Origin of the sequence: Pseudomonas sp. PDM30 (assembly GCF_019218985.1) — a bacterium.
Taxonomy (GTDB): Bacteria; Pseudomonadota; Gammaproteobacteria; order Pseudomonadales; family Pseudomonadaceae; genus Aquipseudomonas; species Aquipseudomonas jessenii.
Genome location: NZ_JAHUWM010000001.1, coordinates 267,279 through 288,025, shown reverse-complemented (window position 1 = coordinate 288,025; position 20,747 = coordinate 267,279). Strand labels below are relative to the sequence as shown.

Sequence of the window (20,747 nt, the reverse complement as noted above, 5' to 3'; positions counted from 1 at the left end):
CCCTCAACCGGCCAGTTTGTGTACCGCCACTGCGGACTGCCCCAGGGCCTGCGCCGCCGAGACATCCTTGAAGGTGTGGAAATCCAGACTGTTGACCACCAGCTCCTGCACCAGCTCGGCAAAAATCTCCATCGCCGGCGTGCTGAAGTACGCGGTCATGGCCTGTTGATTGCTCCAGAAACCGGACACCAGCCACAGCTCCGGATCGCATTGCGAATGCTGCAAGGCAAAGCTCAGGCAGCCTGGCGCTGCGCGGGACGGTTCGATCAGGGCGCTGAGGCGCACACCGAGTTCCTCCGAGCGCCCGGCGCGCGCTCGAACGAAGGCCATATGACTGACGGGGATCTGCGTGGACATGTTCAACCCTCCCGGGGAGTCGCGTGGCAGCCGGGGGACGGGCTGCGACAGGATCAAAGGTTAAGGGCCGCGACGCCTGTCTCGTTAGTCGATTCCTGCCGGCGCGTTGCACAATCCTGCGAAACTTCATCGCCAGCCTGTAACAAGCTGTAAAACCCTGTCACGGTTCTGCCATACGAGTTTCAAGCAAGTTCTTGCGGCACAAGGCTCTATTGGCTACACCGCCGGTCGCCCCCAGGCAGAATCAGGCAAGCATCCGGCAGGATGTGTCTACCGCTGTCGCTTGCACAAACTTATGCTCTGCACCACTCCCTTCATGCCTTGCCGAGGATGCCTCGCATGTCGTCGCTCGATCACTTTCAAGCCCCGCTGGACACCGACATGGAAAAGCAGCGCGCGGAACTGGCGGCCATCATCCGCCGCAACACCGCCGAAGATGGCAGTTATGCCACGGCCATCGGCTCGCTGTTCATGTCCCGCCACAGCCAGTCCCACGAGTTCGCCCCGGTGCTCGCGCAACCGGCGCTGTGCATCATGGCCCAGGGGCGCAAGGAAGTTCAGCTGGCCAACGAATACTTCAACTACGACCCGCTGAACTACCTGGTGGTCTCGGTCTCGATGCCGCTCAGTGGACGAGTGGTGGATGTCTCGCCTGAGGAACCGATCCTGGCCTTGCGCTTGGACATCGACCCGACGGAAATCACCGCACTGATCGCTGACGCCGGCCCCCTCGGCGTGCCCACCCGGCCGACCGGGCGCGGGCTCTATGTCGAAAAACTCGACACCGCGATGCTCGACGCCGTGCTGCGCCTGGCACGGTTACTGGACACGCCAAAAGACATCGCCATGCTCGCGCCGCTGATTCGCCGGGAGATCCTCTATCGCCTGTTGCGCAGTAAACAGGGGCATCGGCTGTACGAAATCGCCATCGCCAACAGTCAGAGCCATCGCATCAGCCAGGCGATCAAATGGCTCAACGGCAATTTCGAACAGCCGTTGCGCATTGATGAATTGGCCAAGGAAGTGAACCTGAGCGTGTCGACGCTGCATCACCGCTTCAAGGCGATGACGGCGATGAGTCCGTTGCAGTATCAGAAGCAGTTGCGCCTGCAGGAAGCACGGCGGCTGATGCTCGCCGAAGGGCTGGAGGCTTCGGCGGCGGGGTATCGGGTCGGGTATGAGAGTCCGTCGCAGTTCAGCCGGGAGTACAGCCGGTTGTTCGGGGCGCCGCCATTGCGGGATCTGGCGCGATTGCGGTTGTCAGTCTGATCCAGAATTTGTGTTGGTTGTGCCGACCCCATCGCGAGCAAGCTCGCTCCCACAGGGTCCGGTGTACACCGATCCAGTGTGGGAGCGAGCTTGCTCGCGATGAGGCCAGCGAGGCCAACATCAAATCCGGATCAGGCGCCCAGTACCCGGCATGCCTCCACCGGCAAGGTCACCGACACCGGATGACCAACGCTCAGGCCAAAGCCCTGACATGGCGTGCTCAACGCTGTAAACGACACCCCGGAACACTCCACCGTGGTCTCGATGGTCGCGCCGATATCGCGCACGAACGTCACCTTGCCCAGCAAGCGGTTGCCCGCGGTCGCCTGGGGTGCGGACAGTTGCAGGTCTTCCGGGCGAATCAGCATCTTCACCTTTTCACCGACCACGATGCTGCTGCAGATCGGTACTTGCAGCGCATCGCCGCCCGGCAAACTGACCTTGCCGTTACCCAGCACCGTGGCCGGGAAGATGTTGCCCGAGCCGATGAAGTCCGCGACGAACTCGTTGGCCGGGTGACGATAGATCTCGATCGGCGTGCCCACCTGCTGCACCTTGTGCTCACCCAATACGACCACGATATCGGCCATGGTCATGGCCTCGCGCTGGTCGTGGGTCACCATGATGGTGGTGATGTTCAGGCGTTGTTGCAGTTGGCGGATTTCCACCTGCATCGACTCGCGCAGCTTGGCATCCAGCGCTGACAGAGGTTCGTCGAGCAGGAGGATTTTCGGGTGATTGGCAATCGCCCGGGCAATCGCCACGCGCTGGCGTTGGCCGCCGGACAGCTTGGCCACCGGACGATTGATCATCGCTTGCAGCTGGATCAGTTCCAGCAATTCCACCACCCGCGCCTGCTGGTCAGCCTTGCTGACGCCACGCAGTTTCAGCGGATAGGCGATGTTCTCCCCCACCGTCATGTGCGGGAACAGCGCGAGCGACTGGAACACCATGCCGAAATTACGCAGATGCGCCGGGGTGTGGCCGATGTCCTCACCGTCCAGGCGAATCTCGCCACCGCTCAGGGTTTCCAGCCCGGCAATCATGCGCAGCAAGGTGGTTTTGCCACAGCCCGAAGGACCGAGGAAACACACCAGTTTGCCCTCGGGCAAATGCAGGTTTACATCCTTTACCGCGCAGGCCGAGCCGTAATGTTTCTCGACGTTTTCCAGAATCAGACCAGACATAAGAATCACCTCAAGAAATCAGAACGAAACGCCACCTTCACCAACCAGCTTCTCCAGCGCCCAGATGAGGACGAAGTCGATCAGCACGATCAGCACGGCAAACGAAAATACGGTTGGGTCGAGCGAAGACACAGTGCGGCTGTACATCCAGATCGGCACGGTCATGACGTCGATGGTGTAGAGGAAATAGGTCACGGTGAATTCGTTGAACGAGACGATGAACGCCAGCAGCATGCCCGCCAGGATCCCCGACTTCATCAACGGCACCACCACATCGACAATCGCCCGCAGCGGTGAAGCACCGAGCATTTGCGCGGCCTCTTCGACTTCGCTGCCGATGGAGAGCATCGCCGCCGTGCAGTTCTTCACCACGAATGGCAACGCGAGGATCACGTGGGCAATCACCAGGCGCGAGGTGGTCATGTGGAACGGCAGGCTGTCGAACACCAGCAGCAACGCCAGGCCCAGCACCACCATCGGAAACACCAGCGGCAACGACATCAGTTGCAGCGCCACCGCCTTGCCGCGGAACTCGCAACGGGTCAGCGCGTAGGCCGCCGGCACCGCGATGATCGTGGCGAAAATCATGGTCAGGCACGACACCAGCAGGCTGGTAGACATGGCCTGGCCGAGGCTCAGGACGTCACTGGCGTCCGGCGACACGAAGGTGTGCCAGGCGGCCTTGTACCATTGCAGGCTGTAGCTGCTCGGCGGGAAGTCGAGGTTCGACGCGCCGCTGAAGGACATGACGATCATGGTCAGGATCGGCAGTACCGCCAGCAGCAGGATGAAGCCGGAAAGGATGCCGGCAAACTTGCCGGTCTCGCCGGGCAACAGCCCATAACGCTTTTTGATCAGGGTGCTCATTGGGAAGCCTCCAGCATGCGCCGACGACGGCCAGTGATGTATTCGGACAAGGTCATGATCGCGAGGGTGGTGACGATCAGCACCACGCCGGCAGCAGATGCGGCGGGCCAGTTCATCAGCGGGGCGATCTGGTCATGCACCATCACCGCCAGCATCGGCACGCGCCGACCTCCGAGCAGCAAGGGCACCACGAAACTGCTGGCGTTGTAGGCGAACACCAGGGTCGCACCGGTAATGATCCCCGGCAGACTCATCGGCAATACCACCTGGCGGAACACCTGGAAGCGACTGGCGCCCAGGGTGGCGGCAGCTTCTTCGTAGCTGCGGGCGACACCGCGCATGGCGCTGGCAATCGGCAACACGGCCAGCGGGAAGGCGGTTTGCACCAGGCCCATCAACACGCCGTTCTGGTTGTACAACAGCATGATCGGGCGCTTGATCAGGCCCAGGCCCATCAGTGCCTGGTTGAGCATGCCGCCAGGGCCGAGGATCACCAGCCAGCCGTAGCTTTGCAGCAGCAGGTTGACCAGCAATGGCAGCAACACCGCCGCCAGGAAGATCCGTCGCACGAACGGCGAGGTCAGGCGCGACATGGTGTAGGCCACCGGGATCGCCAGAATCACTGCGATCACCGCGCTGATCAGCGCCAGGCGCAGGGTCAGCATCAGCGACTTGAGGTAATAGGGTTCCAGCAACTGGGCGTAACTGGCCAGGCTGAACCCGGACCATTCCGCGCCTTTGGTGCCCACGCTCATGCGCAGTACCAGCAGGCTCGCGGCAATCAAAACGCCGAGAAACAGCATCGACGGCGTGAGGAAAAGCCAGGCGCGCGCGGTCGGCGAAACACCCCGAGCGGCGCGCACGGGGGCGGCACTCAGCGGATGAGTCAGAGGTTGGTGTTCCATAGCAAAGGGTCTCGTCAATGGACAGCAGCTGACAAACACAAGCCTCAAGGTCACTTTGCCCCCTTGTGGGAGCGAGCTTGCTCGCGATGACTGCTTGTCAGTCGCCAATGATGTCGACTGACACTCCGATATCGCGAGCAAGCTCGCTCCCACAGGGGATCTTCAGCGTTTGAAGATCCTGTGTACGTCACTCGATCAGGAAGAAAAGATTTCCGTGTAACGACGAATCCATTGGTCATGCACGCTGGCCAGGAAGGCGTTGTCGTGCATGATCGCCTTCTCGGCAATCTGCTCCGGCGTGAGGATGTACGGGCTCTTGCGTGCTTCGGCGGAAATGATCGCCTTGGCGTTGACCGGGCCGTTGTAGATGTCTTCAGCCATCTTGCCCTGCACCAGCGGGTCCAGAGAGTGGTTGATGAAGGCGTAGGCCATGTCGATATCGCCCGGACGGTTCTTCGGCATCACCGACAGCATCAGGTCGGTGTAGAAACCTTCCTTCATGCCGAATGTGGCGCCCAGGCCGTAGTTCGGATCACGGATCTGTTTCGGGAAGAAGGCTGGTGCGTACAGGCCGCCCATGTCCAGGGAACCGGTGCGGAACAGTTCGGCGATCTGGTTCGGGTTTTCACCCAGGGTCACCACACGATCCTTCAGCTCGGCGAGCTTCTTGAAGCCAGGCTCGATGTTGTGTTCGTCACCACCGGCCAGTTTGGCGGCGATGATGATCAGGTCCATGGCCTCGGTCCAGTTCGGCGGCGGCAGGAAGATGTTCGGCGCCGCGTCGGCATCCCACAGGGAGGCGTAGCTGGTCGGGGCTTCTTTCTGGGTGCGGGTGCTGTAGACCAGGCTGTTGCACCACAGCAGGTAACCGATACCGTGGCCATTGGCGCCGGTGCGGTATTTCTCCGGTACATCGACGAGGTTGGGAATGCGGTTGAGGTCGGGTTTTTCCAGCAGGTTGGCGGCGGCCAGACCTTCGGCGCCGACGCCTGCCAGGGTGATGATGTCGTATTGCGGACGATCACCGCCGGCCTTGAGCTTGGCGACCATTTCCGAGGTACTGCCGGTGCGGTCAGCGATGACCTTGCAGCCGTACTTGTCTTCGAACGTCGCGGCGATGTTGCGCAGTGCGGCCAGGCCGGTGTCATCGGACCAGGTCAGCAGACGAAGGGTCTTGCCGGCAAAGCGTGTGTCGCTGGCATTGGCCTTGATGAACGGCATGCTCATGGCTGCCGCTGCAACCGAGGCTACGCCCACGGTCTTGATGAATTGACGTCTGTTCAGATCATGCTCGCCCATTACGGACTCCCTTTGTTTTTGTAGGTATGAGGCAGGTCGAAACTGTTGCATCCGCGCGACCGGACCAGCGTTATCCCTCGTATTTTCGGGGCTTGACTGAGCCGGCAAGTTCATCCTGAGGTCGCGTAAAACACCTGACTATCGATAAAAACTCATTGAAGCCATGACGCCAGCGCATGCCTCCTTTTCCTTGTGGGAGCGAGCTTGCTCGCGATGGACGTCAACGATAATGCGGGGCATCAGACAGCCCCGTGTCGTCCATGCGTCCATCGCGAGCAAGCTCGCTCCTACACAGTGCCAGGCGTCAGACGGCCCGGATCACGTGTTTGATTTCCTGGAAAGCCTGCAAGCCCCACGGCCCCAATTCGCGGCCGATGCTGCTCTGCTTGTAGCCGCCCCAGGCGGTCTGCGGGAAGATCACCTGCGGCGCGTTGATCCACACAAGCCCCGCCTGCAAAGCGTTGGCAACGCGGTCAGCGGTCTGTGCATTGCGCGTCACCACACTGGCGACCAGGCCGAACTGGCTGTCGTTGGCCAGGGCAATCGCTTCGGCCTCGGAGGCGAAACGGCGCACGCAGATCACCGGGCCGAAAATTTCTTCATTCCACAACGCACTGTCGAGGGGCACTTCGGTGAACACCGTCGGCTGCAAAAAATATCCGCGCGGCAGGTCGGCCGGGCGATTGCCACCGCAAACCAGCTTGGCACCGGCACTCAAGCCGCGATCGATGTGACCGAGCACGCGCTGGTATTGCGCCTGATTGACCAGCGCGCCCATTTCCACGTTCGGGTCGAACGGGTCGGCCACGCGGATGGCTTCGGCACGGGCCTTCACTCGGTTCAGGAATTCATCGGCCAGTTCATCGGCGACCAGCACGCGGCTGGTGGCGGAGCACATCTGCCCGGCGTTGAAGAAACCACCGCCACAGGCCACTTCCACCGCCAGTTCGAGATCGGCATCGGCCAGCACCAACAGCGAAGATTTGCCGCCCAGCTCCAGGCTCACGCCTTTGACAGTTTCCGCCGCCCGTTGCATGACCTGCACGCCAACGGCATTGCTGCCGGTGAACGACACCTTGGCGATGCGCGTGTCTGCCGACAGCGGAGCGCCAACGGCCAGGCCGGTGCCGCACACCAGGTTAAAGACACCCGCCGGCACACCGGCTTCAGCGATGATCGCGGCCAGTTCCAGTTCCGGCAGCGGCGTCACTTCCGAAGGCTTGAGCACCACGCAGCAACCGGCGGCCAGGGCTGGGGCGAGTTTCCATGCGGTGGTGACCATCGGAAAATTCCACGGCACGATCAGGCCGACCACACCGCACGGCTCGCGGCGCAGGCGAGCGCTGAAGTCGTCGGTTGGCAGCTCTACCGCGCTGTCTTGTTTGGCATCCAGGCCTTCGGCCAGACCGGCGTAATACTCGAACGTGGCGATCACGTCATCGACGTCGATCGCGGCTTCGAACTGCGGTTTGCCGTTGTTGCTCGACTGCAAGTGCATCAGTTTTTCACGGTTGGCCTGCACGCCCGTGGCGATTTTGCGCAGGATCGCACCGCGTTCGGCGCCCGTGGTTTTCGACCAGTCGGCGAACGCCTGGGTCGCTGCGTTCACGGCTTGATCAACCGCGCGTTCGTCGCCGCCATTGACGGTGGTCAACAGGGCTTCGGTCGCCGGGTTGATCACGCGCAGGTGTTCGTTGCCGGCCGACCATTGGCCGTTGATGTACAGGCCATCCAGAGTCGTCGGGAAGCTCATTTCGACACCGCCTGCATCCACTGGGTCTGGTCGATTTCAATCAGGGTCGGGCCCTGGCGATCGGTAGCCACCCGCAATGCGCCGCGCAATTGCTCGACACTGCTGACCGCTTCGGCGGCGCAACCCAATGCCTTGGCCACACCGATGAAGTCCGGGGTGTAGATATCCACGCCCACCGGCTCGATGGCGCGGTTGACCATGTATTTCTTGATCTCTTCGTAGCCTTGGTTATTCCACAGCAGCACGATGACCGGGGTGCGCGCTTCAACGGCACTGGCCAGTTCCGGCAAGGTGAACTGCAGGCCACCGTCGCCGATCAGGCACACCACCGGAGGACGCGCGCCACCTTCGATGCGGCCACCCAGCCAGGCGCCAATCGCCGCCGGCAAGGCGTAGCCGAGGGTGCCGTAACCGGTGGACGAGTTGAACCAGCGACGCGGACGCTCCGGGTTGAACGTCAGGTTGCCGGTGTACACCGGCTGGGTCGAATCGCCGACGAACACCGCGTCCGGCAGTTCCTGCAGCACGGTTTCGAGGAAGCGGGTCTGGGCCAGGGTCGGTGCGTCCCAGGTTGCGGCCAGGTCTTCACGCAGACGGGCGGCACGTACTTGTCCCCAATCGTTGCGACGCTCGGCCAGGGATTTGTGCGACAGGGCACTGAGCAAAGCCTGGGCGGCGTTGCGCGAGTCGGCCACCAGCGCCACGTGCGGCGGGTAGTTGCGCACGGTCTGGTCCGGGTCGATATCGACGCGCAGCAGCTTGCCAGGAATTTCGAAGCCACCGGCGAAGGTCACGTCGTAGTCGGTCTCGGCCAGTTCAGTGCCGATGGCCAGTACCACGTCGGCCTCGGCGACCAGCGCTCGGGTGGCGACCAGGCTCTGGGTCGAGCCGATCAGCAGCGGGTGGCCGGAGGCGAGCATGCCCTTGGCATTGATGGTCAGGGCGACCGGCGCGTCCAGCAGTTCAGCCAGCTCAGTCAGCTCGACGGCCGCGTCGATGGCGCCGCCACCGGCGAGAATCAGCGGACGCTTGGCGCCGGCCAGCAGTTCGGCCATGCGCGACACGGCGCTCGGCGAAGCACCGGCGCGGTCGATGTTGACCGGCAGGCTAGCGAGCAAGTCGTCGGCTTCTTCAACCAGAACATCCAGCGGAATTTCGATGTGCACCGGACGCGGACGGCCAGCCTGGAACAGTGCAAAGGCGCGAGCCAGCACACCCGGCAATTCCGACGCCGACATCAGGGTGTGGGAGAACGCCGCGACACCGGCACACAGTGCGCCCTGGTTCGGCAGTTCATGCAGCTTGCCGCGACCGCCGCCCAACTGGCTGCGCGATTGCACGCTGGAGATCACCAGCATCGGGATCGAATCGGCGTAGGCCTGGCCCATGGCGGTGGTGATGTTGGTCATGCCAGGGCCGGTGATGATGAAGCACACACCCGGTTTGCCGCTGGTGCGGGCGTAGCCGTCGGCCATGAAGCCGGCGCCCTGTTCATGGCGCGGCGTGACGTGGTTGATGCTCGAACGGGCCAGCCCGCGATACAGCTCCACGGTATGCACCCCTGGAATGCCGAACACCTGCTCGACCCCGTAGTTTTCGAGTAACTTGACCAATACTTCGCCGCACGTCGCCATGTCTTTGCCCTTTTTGTTCGTTTGAGACGCCGGGCGTGCGCTGTGTTTATGATGGATTCGCAGGCCCGGGAATGGCCTCATTGGAACGGGCGACAGGTAGCCGCAACAATGGATAAAAAGTCATACTAGCCATGTCCTCACGTCATACCTTGGATCCCAATGAAACGACTGCCTCCCCTGCCGGCGCTGCACACTTTTCTGATTACCGCGCAGTGCTGCAATTTCACCCGGGCCGCCGAACAGCTGCACATCACCCAGGGCGCGGTGAGTCGGCAGATCGCCGGGCTGGAAGATCATCTGGGTTATGAACTGTTCATCCGCCTGGCCCGAGGCCTGGACCTGACAGCCGAGGGACGGGAATGGCTGCCACGGGTCCAGCAGATTTTCGGCCTGATCGACGAGGCCGTTGAACAGATCGGCGAGAAGCGTGAAACCCTGCAACTCAAGGCACCGACCTGCGTGATGCGCTGGTTGCTGCCGCGTCTGTTGCAATGGCAAAGGGAACGCCCGGACGTGCCGGTGGAACTGACCACCACGGTCAAGCACGGGGTGGATTTTCATCGCGAGCAGTTCGATGCGGCGGTGATGTACGGCTCACCGCCGGACGATTCATTGATGTCACAAAAACTCTTCGATGAACAACTCACGCCGGTGTGTTCCAGACCGATGCTCGAAGGCCCCATGCCCCTGCAAAATCCGGCCGATCTGCAACAACACCTGTTGCTGCACCCGACCCGCGACGAACGGGACTGGAAAGCCTGGTTGAAAGCCGCGGATGTGCATTTGACCAATGTCGGCAAGGGCCAGCATTTCGAAACCCTGGACCTGGCGATGTCGATGGCGTCCCAGGGAACGGGTGTGGCGATTGGCGACTGGTCGCTGATCGGCGATGACCTGAACGCCGGGCGGTTGGTCATGCCATTCGATTTGAAGGTGACAACGGGGCTGGCGTATTACCTGGTGTTCCCGGAAAAACCCGGGCCTTCGCCGAAGTTGCGTGAATTGATGGGGTGGTTGGTGGAGCAGGCGCAATCGCGGTAAAACCGCAAAATCCTGGTGCACCACCCTGTGGGAGCGAGCTTGCTCGCGATGAACCTGAGAACGCCGCGGGGTATCAGGTTCCCAGCGTTATCGTTGGCGATCATCGCGAGCGAGCCCGCTCCTACAGGAAGTCAGTGACCTCAATAACCGACGGTAAACCGCTTCCGCGAATGCTTCGGGGCTTCCACTTCATCAAGCATCGCGATCGCATAATCGGCGAACGTGATCCAGCTGCGCCCTTCGCTGCTCACCAGCAAATCGTCCTTGCCGATGCGGAACTTGCCCGTGCGCTCGCCCTCGACAAATTCGGCCGATGGCGACAGGAAGGTCCAGTCCAGATCCCGCTCTTGACGCAAGTTTGCGAGGAATTCGGCACCGGCGCTGGCCTCTGCCTTGTAAGCCTCAGGGAAACCTTCGCTATCGATCACTCGAGCGCCATCGGGCAATAGCAGCGAACCCGCCCCGCCCACTACCAGCAAACGTTTAACCCCGGTTTTTTTCACCGGGCCAACGACTGCACTGGCAGGCAGGGTCGCGAAATGTGCGGCGCTGATGACTACGTCATGGCCCGCAATCGCAGCTTGCAACGCAGCGGCATCAAGGGCATCGACTTCCTTGCTGACCACACCTTCACGCACGTCTATTTTCGATGTGTCGCGGGCAATGGCAGTAACGCTGTGGCCGCGCCGCAGGGCTTCTTCCAGCACTTGGCTACCGGCACGACCGGTGGCACCGATGATTGCGATTTTGCTCATGACGTTCTCCAGTTGGCTTGAAAGTATCGGTATCAAATTGCGCTGACCTTTGTGGCGAGGGGGCTTGCCCCCGCTCGGCTGCGTAGCAGTCGTAAAACCTGTGCTTAGGGTGTGACTGATGGATTGCAGGGGAGCGCTTCGCACTCCAACGGGGGCAAGCCCCCTCGCCACAGGTAATCAATTTCATCTCAAAACTTGCTTCAGCTTCATGTACTTCCGGTTACCACTTCATCTCGCCCTTGGCGACCTTGGCACTCAGCTCCAGGGAGCTTTCATCGCCCAGGGTCGGGAAGCGTTTTTTCATCGCGGCGATCAGCGCGGCAGCATCCTTGGCCTTGGCGGTTTCTTCGTCGAAGGCCTTGATGTAGGCGGCGGTGAACTGCACGGCCGTCAGTGAGCGATCGCTCTCGCCAAGGTAATGACCCGGCACCACGGTCTGCGGTTTCAGGGTTTCAATGGCATGCAGCGTAGTCAGCCAATCGGCATGGGACTGCGGAGTTTGCGTGTCAGCCATCCACACGTGGATGTTTTGCGCCACCACGACACCACCAACCACGGCCTTGATCGATGGAATCCACACAAAGCTGCGATCCGGCTGCGGGCCCTCAAGACCCACCACCTGCAACTTCTGCCCTTCGAGGATCAGGCTGTCACCCTTGAGCACGTCCGGCACGATGGTTTTTACAGGCACATCGGCCCCCATTTTCGGGCCCCAGAATGCCAGTTTGCCGTCGACGGTGTGCTTGATGTGGTCGACGGTCGGCTGCGAGGCGAGGACCTTGGCCTTGGGGAATGCGGCCGTCAGGGTATCGAGGCCGAAGTAGTAGTCCGGGTCACCGTGGCTGATGTAGATGGTGGTCAACTGCTTGCCGCTGGCGCGGATTTTTTCCACTACCTGTTCGGCTTGGGATTTGCCGAATTGCGCATCCACCAGGATCGCTTCTTTCTCGCCACTGACCAGCACCGAGGTCACCGGGAAGATGGCTTTTTCGCCGGGGTTGTAGACATCCAGCGTCAGGGTCGAGGCGCTGGCGTGGGCGGCAAAACCGAAGGTGGTGGCCAGCAAAACTCGCTTAAGTGAGGTGAAACCGATCATCTGTTGCTCCGTGATCCCGATGCCATGTTTGGCGATGCCTTTTGTAGGAGCGAGCCTGCTCGCGATGGACTTGAAGGCGCCGCGTATAACCGGTATCCCGCGTTATCGTTAACGACCATCGCGAGCAAGCTCGCTCCTACACAGAGGAACAGAGCTTAGTTGCCTGACTCGGTACAAAAAATGCGATGCTTGAACATAGTTTGTTTCTGAAAGCGGGCAAATCATGGATCGTCTTCAAGCAATGCGTGTGTTCGTCACGGTGGTCGACCTCGGCAGCCAGTCGGCCGCCGCCGATCATCTGGAGCTGTCACGGCCGGTGGTGTCGCGGTATCTGGCGGAACTGGAAGACTGGGTCGGCGCGCGCCTGATGCATCGCACCACACGCAAGTTGAGCCTCACCGCCGCTGGCACCGAGATCCTGCCCCGCTGCCGGCAGATGCTCGATTTATCCACCGACATGCAAGCCGCCGTCAGCGAACCGGATGACGCACCCCGCGGCCAGCTGCGAATCAGCGTCAGCACCTCCTTCGGCCAGGCGCAATTGGCCGACGCCATGGCCGCCTATGTCCGACGCTACCCCGGCGTCAGCATCGACATGCAGATGCTCGACCGCACCGTGAACCTGGTGGATGAGCGCATCGACCTGGCGATCCGTACCAGCAACGACCTGGACCCGAACCTGATCGCCCGCCGCCTGACGGTTTGCCGCTCGGTGATTTGCGCGTCCCCCGCTTACTTGCGCGAGCACCCGGCGCCGCAACGGGTCGAGGACTTGAGCCTGCACAATTGCCTGACCCACTCCTACTTCGGCAAAAGCCTGTGGCATTTCGAACAGGACGGCGAGCAGGTTTCAGTACCGGTGCAAGGCAACATCAGCGCCAACGAGGCCAGCACACTGCTGCGCGCAACGATAGCCGGCGCCGGGGTAGCGATGCTGCCCACCTACCAGGCCGGCGTGCACATCCACAGCGGCGAGTTGATTCGCCTGCTGCCGACGGCCGAACCCCGGCAAATGAACGTGTATGCGGTGTATGCCTCGCGCAAGCACATGCCGGCGGCGTTGCGCAGCTTGCTGGATTTTCTGGTGGTGAGGTTTCCGCAAGAACCGGAATGGGACATCGGGTTGTAAATGGAAGCCCTGTGGGAGCGAGCTTGCTCGCGATGGCTGCCGAACATTCACCCATGATATCGACTGATCCACCGCTATCGCGAGCAAGCTCGCTCCCACAGGGGTGATCAGTGTTCTGAATACCGCGCTATTGCTGGTAACTCACCGGCGCTGACCTATGCTCAAAGTAGTACCGAAAGGTATTCGTTCAGAGGTCAACGCCATGAACATCAGAACAAGAAGATACCTCGCGATTTTCATCACCTGTGCGGTCACGCTCGGGCTTTATGGCGCTGCGGCCTGGCGCGTCGAGCAACTGCGCAACCTGCCCCGTGAAGCCGCGAGCTGCAACTTCGAGCGCTGCATCCCCCACAACGCCACCCTCAACGCCCTCCGGTAACGAAGGGGGTCAGGCTTCGTTGTCCTGATCGGCCTTCAAGCGGTCGCGGAACGCCTTTGGCGAAATCCCCACTCGACGTCGGAACAGGCGTGTGAAGTTGGTCGGATCGGAAAACCCCAACACGTCGGACATTTCATAAATGGTCATGCTGGTGTAGGTCAGCAAACGCTTGGCCTCCAGCAATTGCCGCTCATGCATGATCTGCAACGCCGGTTGCCCCGCCAGCTCACGACAGGTGCCGTTGAGGTGGGACACGGAAATCCCCAGCCGGTGTGCCAGATCCTCGACCTTGACGTGCTGGCGATACGTCTCTTCCACCAGTTGAATAAAGCCGTTGAGGTATTCCCGGGCCCGCTGCGGTCGCGCCATGGCGGTGCGACGCTGGATCACCTGGCGACTGACCCACACCACGATCACGCTGACCAGCGAATGCATGAGCATTTCCCGCGCCGGTTGATGGCTGGTGTATTCGTTCTGCAAGGCGCTGAACAGGCTGTTGAGGTACTCGGCGTCCTTGCCTGCCGGGTAGCTTTCGGACTGGGCCAGGGCATTGACCGATTGCCCCAACTGCATCTGCAGGTGGGCGATCAGCGGCGCGGCCAGGGTTACGACAAACCCTTCCACGTCCTCGGAAAAACGAAAGCCGTGCACCGACAGCGGTGGCAGGATCTGGATTGCCGGCTCCACCAGTTGCGTTCGCTTGCCTTCGATTTCAAGCTCGGCCTGACCTTTGAATACGAAGAGCAACTGGCACAAGTCAGCGTGGCGGTGAGGTTTGATTTCCCAATGATGTTCGCGACTGCGTTTGGAAATGGTTTCACAGTGCAGCAAGTCCGGGGTCGGCCAATCCAGGCTTTCACCGTAGAGCTTGAACACCGGAATCGAAGGCAGGTCAGGCTTGTTCATCACTTCAATCCAGGCCTCGGGGTTGATCTGGGGCGATAATCGCACCGATTGGCAGAATGTACAGCTATCGGCTCAGTTTTCACCTTCAATTGACAGACTCGCAAGGGAAAAATGCAAGCACTCGATCCATAAAAATCATTCACCGGCCCAGGTCGTGTAGAGCTTGCGAGTCATAAGAACAATGAAAACACTGAAAACCCAAGTTGCCATTATCGGTGCTGGCCCCTCAGGCTTGCTGCTCGGCCAATTGCTGCACAACGCCGGCATCGACAACATCGTTCTCGAACGTCAAACCCCCGATTACGTACTCGGTCGAATCCGCGCCGGCGTGCTTGAACAAGGCATGGTAGAGCTGTTGCGTCAGGCCGGCGTGAGTCAGCGCATGGACGCCGAGGGACTGGTCCATGGTGGCTTCGAACTGGCCCTCGACGGGCGCCAGGTACACATCGATCTGCAAGCGTTGACCGGCGGCAAGACGGTGATGATCTACGGCCAGACTGAGGTCACCCGTGACCTGATGGCCGCTCGTCGGGAGGTGGGCGCGCAGACGATTTACCAGGCCAGCAACGTCGTTCCCCACGGCATGAAAACCGATGAAGCGTTTGTCACTTTTGAGAAGGACGGCGAGCCATATCGACTTGACTGCGACTACATCGCCGGTTGCGACGGCTTCCACGGTGTGGCGCGACAATCGATTCCCGCCGACAGCCTGAAAATCTTCGAACGGATCTATCCCTTCGGCTGGCTGGGGATTCTGGCCGATACCCCACCGGTCCACGATGAGCTGGTCTATGCCCGCCATGAGCGCGGTTTCGCCCTGTGCAGCATGCGCTCGCCGACGCGCACCCGTTATTACCTGCAAGTGCCCGCAGAGGAAAATGTCGAGGATTGGTCCGATCAACGCTTCTGGGACGAGCTCAAAAACCGCCTGCCGGTCGATCTTGCGCAAAAACTGGTGACCGGCCCGTCCATCGAGAAAAGCATCGCGCCGCTGCGCAGCTTCGTCGTCGAACCCATGCAGTACGGGCGGATGTTCCTCGTCGGTGATGCCGCGCACATTGTCCCGCCCACCGGGGCCAAGGGCCTGAACCTGGCGGCCAGTGACGTCAGCACGCTGTTCAACATCTTGGTCAAGGTTTACCGCAACGATCGCCTTGATCTGCTGGAGAAATACTCGGAAATCTGCCTGCGCCGGGTGTGGAAAGCCGAGCGTTTTTCCTGGTGGATGACCTCGATGCTGCACCGCTTTGATGATCACGATGCCTTTAGCCAGCGCATTGCCGAGTCGGAACTGGACTATTTTGTCGATTCGCAGGCGGGTCGCAAAACCATTGCAGAAAACTACGTCGGGCTTCCTTATGAGGCTATCGAATAGCCTCCTATCGACTTACACTGGCGAGCATCCCCGCTCGCCTTGCCTCTTGCGGGTCAATCACTGCCCGCAGGTTTTCCCGTGACCAATCTCCACCAGCCTGAAACGCCCAAACCGGCCATTCGCAGCGTGCTGATCGCCCTGATGCTGGCGATCTTTCTCGGTGCGTTGGACCAGACCATCGTCGCCGTTTCGATGCCGGCCATTTCCGCGCAATTCAAGGACGTCAGCCTGCTGGCCTGGGTGATTTCCGGCTACATGGTGGCCATGACCGTGGCGGTGCCGATCTACGGCAAACTGGGCGACTTGTACGGGCGGCGCAAGCTGATGCTGTTCGGCATGGGCCTGTTCACCCTGGCGTCGGTGTTCTGCGGCATGGCACAGAGCATGGAACAACTGGTACTGGCGCGAATCTTCCAGGGCATCGGGGCCGGCGGAATGATTTCGGTGAGCCAGGCGATCATCGGTGACATCGTGCCGCCACGGGAGCGCGGCCGGTATCAGGGCTATTTCAGCAGCATGTATGCAGTGGCCAGCGTGGCCGGCCCGGTGCTCGGCGGTTACATGACCGAATACCTGTCCTGGCGCTGGGTGTTCCTGATCAACCTGCCACTGGGCCTGGGCGCCTGGCTGGTCGCCTATCGCACGCTGGTGGGCCTGCCGATTCCGCAACGCAAACCGATCATCGACTACCTGGGCACCGTGTTGATGATCATCGGGCTGACAGCATTGTTGCTGGGCATCACCCAGGTCGGCCAGGGCCATTCGTGGCGCAGTGCCGAGGTGCTGGCGCTGCTCGCTTGTGCGGTGCTGGTGCTGGGGCTGTTCGTCGTCCACGAGCGACGGGCGCGAGAACCGTTGTTGCCCATGCATCTGTTCGCCAACCGCAATGCGATCCTGTGCTGGTGCACGATTTTCTTCACCAGTTTCCAAGCCATCTCGCTGATTGTGTTGATGCCGCTGCGCTTTCAGAGCGTCACCGGCGCCGGTGCCGACAGCGCCGCCCTGCACCTGCTGCCCCTGGCCATGGGTTTGCCGATTGGCGCGTATTTCGCAGGCCGCCGCACCTCGGTCACCGGACGCTACAAACCGATGATCCTTACCGGTGCGGCGCTGATGCCTGTCTCGATTATCGGCATGGCGTTCAGCCCGCCGCAGGCGTTCGTCGTGAGCAGTCTGTTCATGCTGCTCTGCGGGATATCCTCGGGCATGCAGTTCCCGACGTCATTGGTCGGCACGCAGAACTCGGTGGACCAGCGGGACATCGGTGTAGCCACCAGCACCACCAACCTGTTCCGTTCGCTGGGTGGTGCCGTGGGTGTGGCGTTGATGTCGGCGCTGCTGTTGGCGTTGTTGCAGGATTCAAGTTTCGCGCACCTGGCCGGTTCATCGCTGATTGCCGAAGGCAGCTCGGGGAATGTGTTGCTGGACGGTTTGAATGCCGCGCCGGGTGACGCGCAGAACACCCTGCGTGCCGAATTGTCACTGACATTCCGGCACTTGCTGACGGTCAGTGCGGCCGTTTCATTGCTTGGGCTGGCGGCGGCGATTGCCATGCCGAACATGTTGTTGCGCGGGCGCGAGGACAAGGTTCGCTAGATATCTGCAGGAGCGAGCTTGCTCGCGAAAAAATCCAAGGGCGCCGCTGGGCATCTGGTTTTACGCGTTATCGTTTACGACCTTCGCGAGCAAGCTCGCTCCTACATCGCGAAGGCTATCAAGGGCTGTAATACCCGACAGCCACCAGAAAATGTCCGACCTTCTTCAGGTAGGCATGCTTGTTCTCGACTTTGCCCGTCACCGGGTTTTTCCAGCGGTATTCGTATTCGCCGTAATCCTGCTGGGCCATCAACGCCAGAATCGGCTCGCCCACCGGTTTGCCTTTCGGGTCCACGATCTTGCTGAAGTCGGTATTGATCAGCCGCAGGCTGGTGCCGTGGGCCACGTAACGCTGGGTATCCAGGTCGACGACAAACACATACAGGTCATCCTGCAGGTAGCCGCCCTTGAGGGAATTGATCGCCGTCAGGGTGCCCTTTTCGTCCTTGGCCAGATCGGTTGCCGCTTTGTTCAGCAAGGCCATGGCCTGTTCGGCGGAGGCCCGTGGCAGGTAATAACCGACCGCCAGAATCCGCTGCCCAACGCGCTGGTAGTAGACATGCTTGCGCTCGACCTTGCCGTCATTCCAGTTCTGCCAGCGATATTCCGCCTGCTGAATGCCATTGCCTTCCGGCACTTTCAGGGCGTCCTTGAAAGCTTTCTGCAGATCCGGTCCAAGCACTTGCGACACGTCCCGGCCAATCAGCGCCGACGACGGCCCGCCACTGGCGAGCATCACGCCCTTGGTGTCGAGCACAAAGACATAACGGTCCTTGTCGACAAACTCACCCTGTCGACTGAACGCCGCCAACGCCTTGTCGCCATTCTGGTGGTAGTAGGCCAGGGCTTTTTCCAGTAGGGCAATGGCCGCCTTGCTGTCGTCCTTTTCCGTCCCGGCGGCTTGCGCCTGGCCCAGGCACAACAAAAACATGCCGCACAGCAAGGTAAACCTATGCAGAAACCCCATTGCGCATCCCTCGTTCCTGGTGGTGTTTCAAGAGCGTAGACGGCAATGGAGGATGTATGGATATTCAGGGAAACGCAGCTTGAGACTTTTGTGGCGAGGGGGCTTGCCCCCGTTCGACTGCGCAGCAGTCGTAAATCAGGCACCGCGGTTGATCTGGTAAACCGCGGCGAATGGATTTGGGGCGGCTTCGCCACCCAACGGGGGCAAGCCCCCTCGCCACAAAAAGCCCCCTCGCCACAAGTGTTCGGATTACTGCCGGGCGCGCAGTTGCTGCTGAAGGTTCTGGATCTGCGCCTGAAGGGTATTGATGTTGCGGGTGACCTGGCTGCGGAACGCATCGAACTCGGCGGTATTGGTCGAGCCCTGCGTGACCGCCGGCCGGTTGTCCTGCTCGCTCTTGAGCACGATCATGTCTTGCTCGAGACGCTCGATAGCAGCGCTTGGGTTGCCTTGTTTCTTCAGCGCGGTGATATCGGCGCCCAGGCTCTTCAGTTGTGCATCGAGTTTTTCAGCGTCCGACGGGGCACTTTTCAGGGTGGCCAATTCAGCACTCAATGCTTTGACCTGGGCCTGCAACTGGGTATTGGCCGTCTGATGTTCGGTGTTCTGGGCATTCATTTGCGCCAGGCGTTTGTCCAGTTCAGTGGTTTGCGCGGTCATTTGTGCCAGTCGCTTGTCCAGGTCCGAGGCCTGGCCGGCAACACCTTGCTGCTGGGCGTTCTGGTCCTGGAGCTTGCTTTCCAGCTGGCGGATTTGCAGCTTCAAGGCCTCGCTGTCGGTGTTGACACTGGTCTGGCTGGCAACAACCTTTCCGGAAATATCCTGCAGGCGCCCTGCCGCTTCCTCACTGATTCGCGCGAAGCTTTCCTGGGTCGCCACCAGTTGCTGTTCCATCAGGGAGATCTGCTGAAAGCTCCACCAGGCCAGGCCCGCGAACGCAAAGAACAACGCCCCGACCAACGCCCACAAGGCACCGGTACTCGCCGCCTTGACCTTCACCACCGGCGTCGTGCGCGAATGCACGACCGTACGGGCGGTGGGCGCAAAGTCGTCATCGAGAACGTCTGCACGCAGGCTCGGTACATCATCGAAGTCGTCGTTGGCATCGTTTCGCATGGACATTGAATCAACCTTAGTGAATCACATAATGGCTTTATGCCGCGCAGTATAAACCCCACAGCCGCAACCATTGACCCCTAAGCCCGAATCCGGTTCAGTCGGGGGTCGTTGTTCGAGCGTCAACGAACAGCCTGGGCCTTCCACCAGCCACAGAATTCATCGAGCGCCGTCCAGAGGCTGACCTTGGGATCGTAATCCAGATAATGCCGCGCGCGGCTGATGTCCAGGGTGAAATTTTTGTTCATCACCTGCATGCCCAGACGCGACAGCGTCGGTTCTGGACGCCCCGGCCACAACTTGCACACGCCCTCGTTGAGCGCCGCCACGCTGTAGGCCAGGCCGTAGGAACGGTAGCGGGTGACCTGTGGGACTTCCATGTTGCGCATGACGTAATTGACCACGTCCCACAGGGGAATCGGCGTGCCGTTGCTGATGTTGTAAGCCTTGCCCAGCGCAGAACCGCTGGCCAGCAAACTGCTGAGCAACGCCTCGTTGAGGTTTTGCACGCTGGTGAAATCAACTTTGTTCAGACCGTTGCCGATGATCGCCAGGCGCCCCTTGCGCTGCATGTTCAACAGGCGCGGGAAGATGCTCATGTCGCCGGCCCCGGTGACGAAACGCGGGCGCAAGGCCAGGGTTTCGAGACCGAACTCCTGGGCACCGAAGACTTTTTGCTCGGCCAGGTACTTGGTGGCGGCGAAAGGGTGTTTGAAGCGTTTGGGCACCTGTTCTTCGGTCAGACCCAGGTGATCGCGACCATCGAAGTAGATCGACGGCGACGACAAATGCACCAGCCGCCGAACCCGTTGCTTCAAGCAGGCTTCGACCACGTTCTCGGTGACCTGGACGTTGCCCTGATGGAAGTCCTGATAACGTCCCCATAAACCAACAGCACCGGCGCAATGCACCACAGCCTCGACGTCCGAGCACAGCTCGCGCGCCAGTTCCGGGTCGCTCAAGTCACCCTGGATGAACTCGGCTCCCCGGCGTACCAGATGCTCCACGCTCTCGGCCCGGCGACCGTTGACCCGCACGTCCAGGCCCTGCTCCAGGGCAAAGCGCGCAAAGCGCCCGCCGATGAAGCCGCTTGCGCCGGTAACCAGAATCTTCATG

At 60.9% G+C, this 20,747-nt stretch carries 19 protein-coding genes; 6 read left to right on the top strand and 13 right to left on the bottom strand.

Annotation, left to right across the window (positions count from 1 at the left end; all coding sequences use genetic code 11):
- Window positions 1–3 precede the first annotated feature (3 nt).
- Window positions 4–357: a putative quinol monooxygenase gene (locus KW840_RS01320; protein ID WP_057713481.1), complete on the bottom strand. Its 354-nt coding sequence runs from the start codon at window positions 355–357 to the stop codon at window positions 4–6.
- 339 nt (window positions 358–696) lie between these two features.
- Here KW840_RS01320 and KW840_RS01315 point away from each other — a divergent pair, with 339 nt between their 5' ends.
- The gene (locus KW840_RS01315; protein WP_090457485.1) at window positions 697–1,626 is read left to right on the top strand and encodes an AraC family transcriptional regulator; all 930 of its coding nucleotides are present in this window, start codon (window positions 697–699) and stop codon (window positions 1,624–1,626) included.
- 131 nt (window positions 1,627–1,757) lie between these two features.
- Here the strand turns inward: KW840_RS01315 and KW840_RS01310 are convergent, their stop codons facing one another.
- From KW840_RS01310 to KW840_RS01285, 6 genes are all read right to left on the bottom strand, one after another.
- Window positions 1,758–2,813: an ABC transporter ATP-binding protein gene (locus tag KW840_RS01310; RefSeq protein ID WP_057713479.1), complete on the bottom strand. Its 1,056-nt coding sequence runs from the start codon at window positions 2,811–2,813 to the stop codon at window positions 1,758–1,760.
- 18 nt (window positions 2,814–2,831) lie between these two features.
- Window positions 2,832–3,680, bottom strand: a complete 849-nt coding sequence (locus KW840_RS01305; protein ID WP_057713478.1) for an ABC transporter permease — start codon at window positions 3,678–3,680, stop codon at window positions 2,832–2,834.
- A complete protein-coding gene (locus tag KW840_RS01300) occupies window positions 3,677–4,585 on the bottom strand; it encodes an ABC transporter permease (protein WP_057713477.1) in 909 nt (302 codons plus the stop codon). The genes KW840_RS01305 and KW840_RS01300 overlap by 4 nt, the downstream gene beginning before the upstream one ends.
- Window positions 4,586–4,780: 195 nt before the next feature.
- The gene (locus KW840_RS01295; RefSeq protein WP_218494276.1) at window positions 4,781–5,884 is read right to left on the bottom strand and encodes an extracellular solute-binding protein; all 1,104 of its coding nucleotides are present in this window, start codon (window positions 5,882–5,884) and stop codon (window positions 4,781–4,783) included.
- Window positions 5,885–6,188: 304 nt separating this feature from the next.
- Window positions 6,189–7,637 (bottom strand): aldehyde dehydrogenase family protein, encoded by a 1,449-nt coding sequence (locus tag KW840_RS01290; protein ID WP_218494275.1) that lies wholly within the window; start codon window positions 7,635–7,637, stop codon window positions 6,189–6,191.
- A complete protein-coding gene (locus KW840_RS01285; RefSeq protein WP_057713474.1) occupies window positions 7,634–9,271 on the bottom strand; it encodes a 5-guanidino-2-oxopentanoate decarboxylase in 1,638 nt (545 codons plus the stop codon). Before KW840_RS01285 ends, KW840_RS01290 begins: the two co-directional genes overlap by 4 nt.
- A gap of 159 nt (window positions 9,272–9,430) precedes the next feature.
- Here KW840_RS01285 and KW840_RS01280 point away from each other — a divergent pair, with 159 nt between their 5' ends.
- A complete protein-coding gene (locus KW840_RS01280; protein ID WP_218494274.1) occupies window positions 9,431–10,312 on the top strand; it encodes a LysR substrate-binding domain-containing protein in 882 nt (293 codons plus the stop codon).
- A 140-nt stretch (window positions 10,313–10,452) separates the two neighbouring features.
- Here KW840_RS01280 and KW840_RS01275 read toward each other — a convergent pair whose 3' ends face one another.
- Together KW840_RS01275 and KW840_RS01270 are read right to left on the bottom strand one after the other, a co-directional pair.
- Complete coding sequence (locus KW840_RS01275) at window positions 10,453–11,067, bottom strand: NAD(P)-dependent oxidoreductase (RefSeq protein WP_218494273.1); 615 nt, start codon at window positions 11,065–11,067, stop codon at window positions 10,453–10,455.
- A 220-nt stretch (window positions 11,068–11,287) separates the two neighbouring features.
- On the bottom strand, window positions 11,288–12,163 hold the full coding sequence (locus KW840_RS01270) for an MBL fold metallo-hydrolase (RefSeq protein ID WP_090457492.1): 876 nt from the start codon (window positions 12,161–12,163) through the stop codon (window positions 11,288–11,290).
- 223 nt (window positions 12,164–12,386) lie between these two features.
- On the opposite strand from KW840_RS01270, the gene KW840_RS01265 reads away from it, so the two are divergent.
- Both KW840_RS01265 and KW840_RS01260 read left to right on the top strand, forming a co-directional pair.
- A complete protein-coding gene (locus KW840_RS01265; protein ID WP_218494272.1) occupies window positions 12,387–13,292 on the top strand; it encodes a LysR family transcriptional regulator in 906 nt (301 codons plus the stop codon).
- Between the two features lie 202 nt (window positions 13,293–13,494).
- Complete coding sequence (locus tag KW840_RS01260) at window positions 13,495–13,671, top strand: hypothetical protein (RefSeq protein ID WP_007978514.1); 177 nt, start codon at window positions 13,495–13,497, stop codon at window positions 13,669–13,671.
- 9 nt (window positions 13,672–13,680) lie between these two features.
- Here KW840_RS01260 and KW840_RS01255 read toward each other — a convergent pair whose 3' ends face one another.
- Complete coding sequence (locus KW840_RS01255; RefSeq protein WP_090457497.1) at window positions 13,681–14,577, bottom strand: helix-turn-helix domain-containing protein; 897 nt, start codon at window positions 14,575–14,577, stop codon at window positions 13,681–13,683.
- Window positions 14,578–14,758: 181 nt separating this feature from the next.
- Between KW840_RS01255 and pobA the strand changes: the two genes are divergently transcribed.
- Both pobA and KW840_RS01245 read left to right on the top strand, forming a co-directional pair.
- Window positions 14,759–15,952: a 4-hydroxybenzoate 3-monooxygenase gene (gene pobA / locus KW840_RS01250; RefSeq protein WP_218494271.1), complete on the top strand. Its 1,194-nt coding sequence runs from the start codon at window positions 14,759–14,761 to the stop codon at window positions 15,950–15,952.
- Between the two features lie 78 nt (window positions 15,953–16,030).
- Entirely contained in the window at window positions 16,031–17,548 is a 1,518-nt protein-coding gene (locus KW840_RS01245; protein ID WP_218494270.1) for an MDR family MFS transporter, read from the top strand.
- 118 nt (window positions 17,549–17,666) lie between these two features.
- On the opposite strand, the gene KW840_RS01240 is transcribed toward KW840_RS01245, so the two are convergent.
- The 3 genes from KW840_RS01240 to KW840_RS01230 all read right to left on the bottom strand — a co-directional run bounded on the left by KW840_RS01240 (window position 17,667) and on the right by KW840_RS01230 (window position 20,746).
- The gene (locus KW840_RS01240) at window positions 17,667–18,515 is read right to left on the bottom strand and encodes a cache domain-containing protein (RefSeq protein ID WP_218494269.1); all 849 of its coding nucleotides are present in this window, start codon (window positions 18,513–18,515) and stop codon (window positions 17,667–17,669) included.
- A 249-nt stretch (window positions 18,516–18,764) separates the two neighbouring features.
- On the bottom strand, window positions 18,765–19,637 hold the full coding sequence (locus tag KW840_RS01235) for an ATPase (protein WP_218494268.1): 873 nt from the start codon (window positions 19,635–19,637) through the stop codon (window positions 18,765–18,767).
- A gap of 116 nt (window positions 19,638–19,753) precedes the next feature.
- A complete protein-coding gene (locus tag KW840_RS01230) occupies window positions 19,754–20,746 on the bottom strand; it encodes an NAD(P)-dependent oxidoreductase (protein WP_154863421.1) in 993 nt (330 codons plus the stop codon).
- Window position 20,747: the final 1 nt, after the last annotated feature.

Excerpts from the sequence above, each read along its gene's own strand:
- KW840_RS01320 (WP_057713481.1), bottom strand. The coding sequence starts at position 357 with ATGTCCACGCAGATCCCCGTCAGTCATATGGCCTTCGTTCGAGCGCGC.
- KW840_RS01315 (WP_090457485.1), top strand. The coding sequence starts at position 697 with ATGTCGTCGCTCGATCACTTTCAAGCCCCGCTGGACACCGACATGGAA.
- KW840_RS01240 (WP_218494269.1), bottom strand. The coding sequence starts at position 18,515 with ATGGGGTTTCTGCATAGGTTTACCTTGCTGTGCGGCATGTTTTTGTTG.
- KW840_RS01265 (WP_218494272.1), top strand. The coding sequence starts at position 12,387 with ATGGATCGTCTTCAAGCAATGCGTGTGTTCGTCACGGTGGTCGACCTC.
- KW840_RS01290 (WP_218494275.1), bottom strand. The coding sequence starts at position 7,637 with ATGAGCTTCCCGACGACTCTGGATGGCCTGTACATCAACGGCCAATGG.
- KW840_RS01280 (WP_218494274.1), top strand. The coding sequence starts at position 9,431 with ATGAAACGACTGCCTCCCCTGCCGGCGCTGCACACTTTTCTGATTACC.
- KW840_RS01305 (WP_057713478.1), bottom strand. The coding sequence starts at position 3,680 with ATGAGCACCCTGATCAAAAAGCGTTATGGGCTGTTGCCCGGCGAGACC.
- KW840_RS01230 (WP_154863421.1), bottom strand. The coding sequence starts at position 20,746 with ATGAAGATTCTGGTTACCGGCGCAAGCGGCTTCATCGGCGGGCGCTTT.
- KW840_RS01255 (WP_090457497.1), bottom strand. The coding sequence starts at position 14,577 with ATGAACAAGCCTGACCTGCCTTCGATTCCGGTGTTCAAGCTCTACGGT.
- KW840_RS01310 (WP_057713479.1), bottom strand. The coding sequence starts at position 2,813 with ATGTCTGGTCTGATTCTGGAAAACGTCGAGAAACATTACGGCTCGGCC.
- KW840_RS01260 (WP_007978514.1), top strand. The coding sequence starts at position 13,495 with ATGAACATCAGAACAAGAAGATACCTCGCGATTTTCATCACCTGTGCG.
- KW840_RS01300 (WP_057713477.1), bottom strand. The coding sequence starts at position 4,585 with ATGGAACACCAACCTCTGACTCATCCGCTGAGTGCCGCCCCCGTGCGC.
- KW840_RS01285 (WP_057713474.1), bottom strand. The coding sequence starts at position 9,271 with ATGGCGACGTGCGGCGAAGTATTGGTCAAGTTACTCGAAAACTACGGG.
- KW840_RS01275 (WP_218494273.1), bottom strand. The coding sequence starts at position 11,067 with ATGAGCAAAATCGCAATCATCGGTGCCACCGGTCGTGCCGGTAGCCAA.
- KW840_RS01235 (WP_218494268.1), bottom strand. The coding sequence starts at position 19,637 with ATGTCCATGCGAAACGATGCCAACGACGACTTCGATGATGTACCGAGC.
- KW840_RS01270 (WP_090457492.1), bottom strand. The coding sequence starts at position 12,163 with ATGATCGGTTTCACCTCACTTAAGCGAGTTTTGCTGGCCACCACCTTC.
- KW840_RS01295 (WP_218494276.1), bottom strand. The coding sequence starts at position 5,884 with ATGGGCGAGCATGATCTGAACAGACGTCAATTCATCAAGACCGTGGGC.
- pobA (WP_218494271.1), top strand. The coding sequence starts at position 14,759 with ATGAAAACACTGAAAACCCAAGTTGCCATTATCGGTGCTGGCCCCTCA.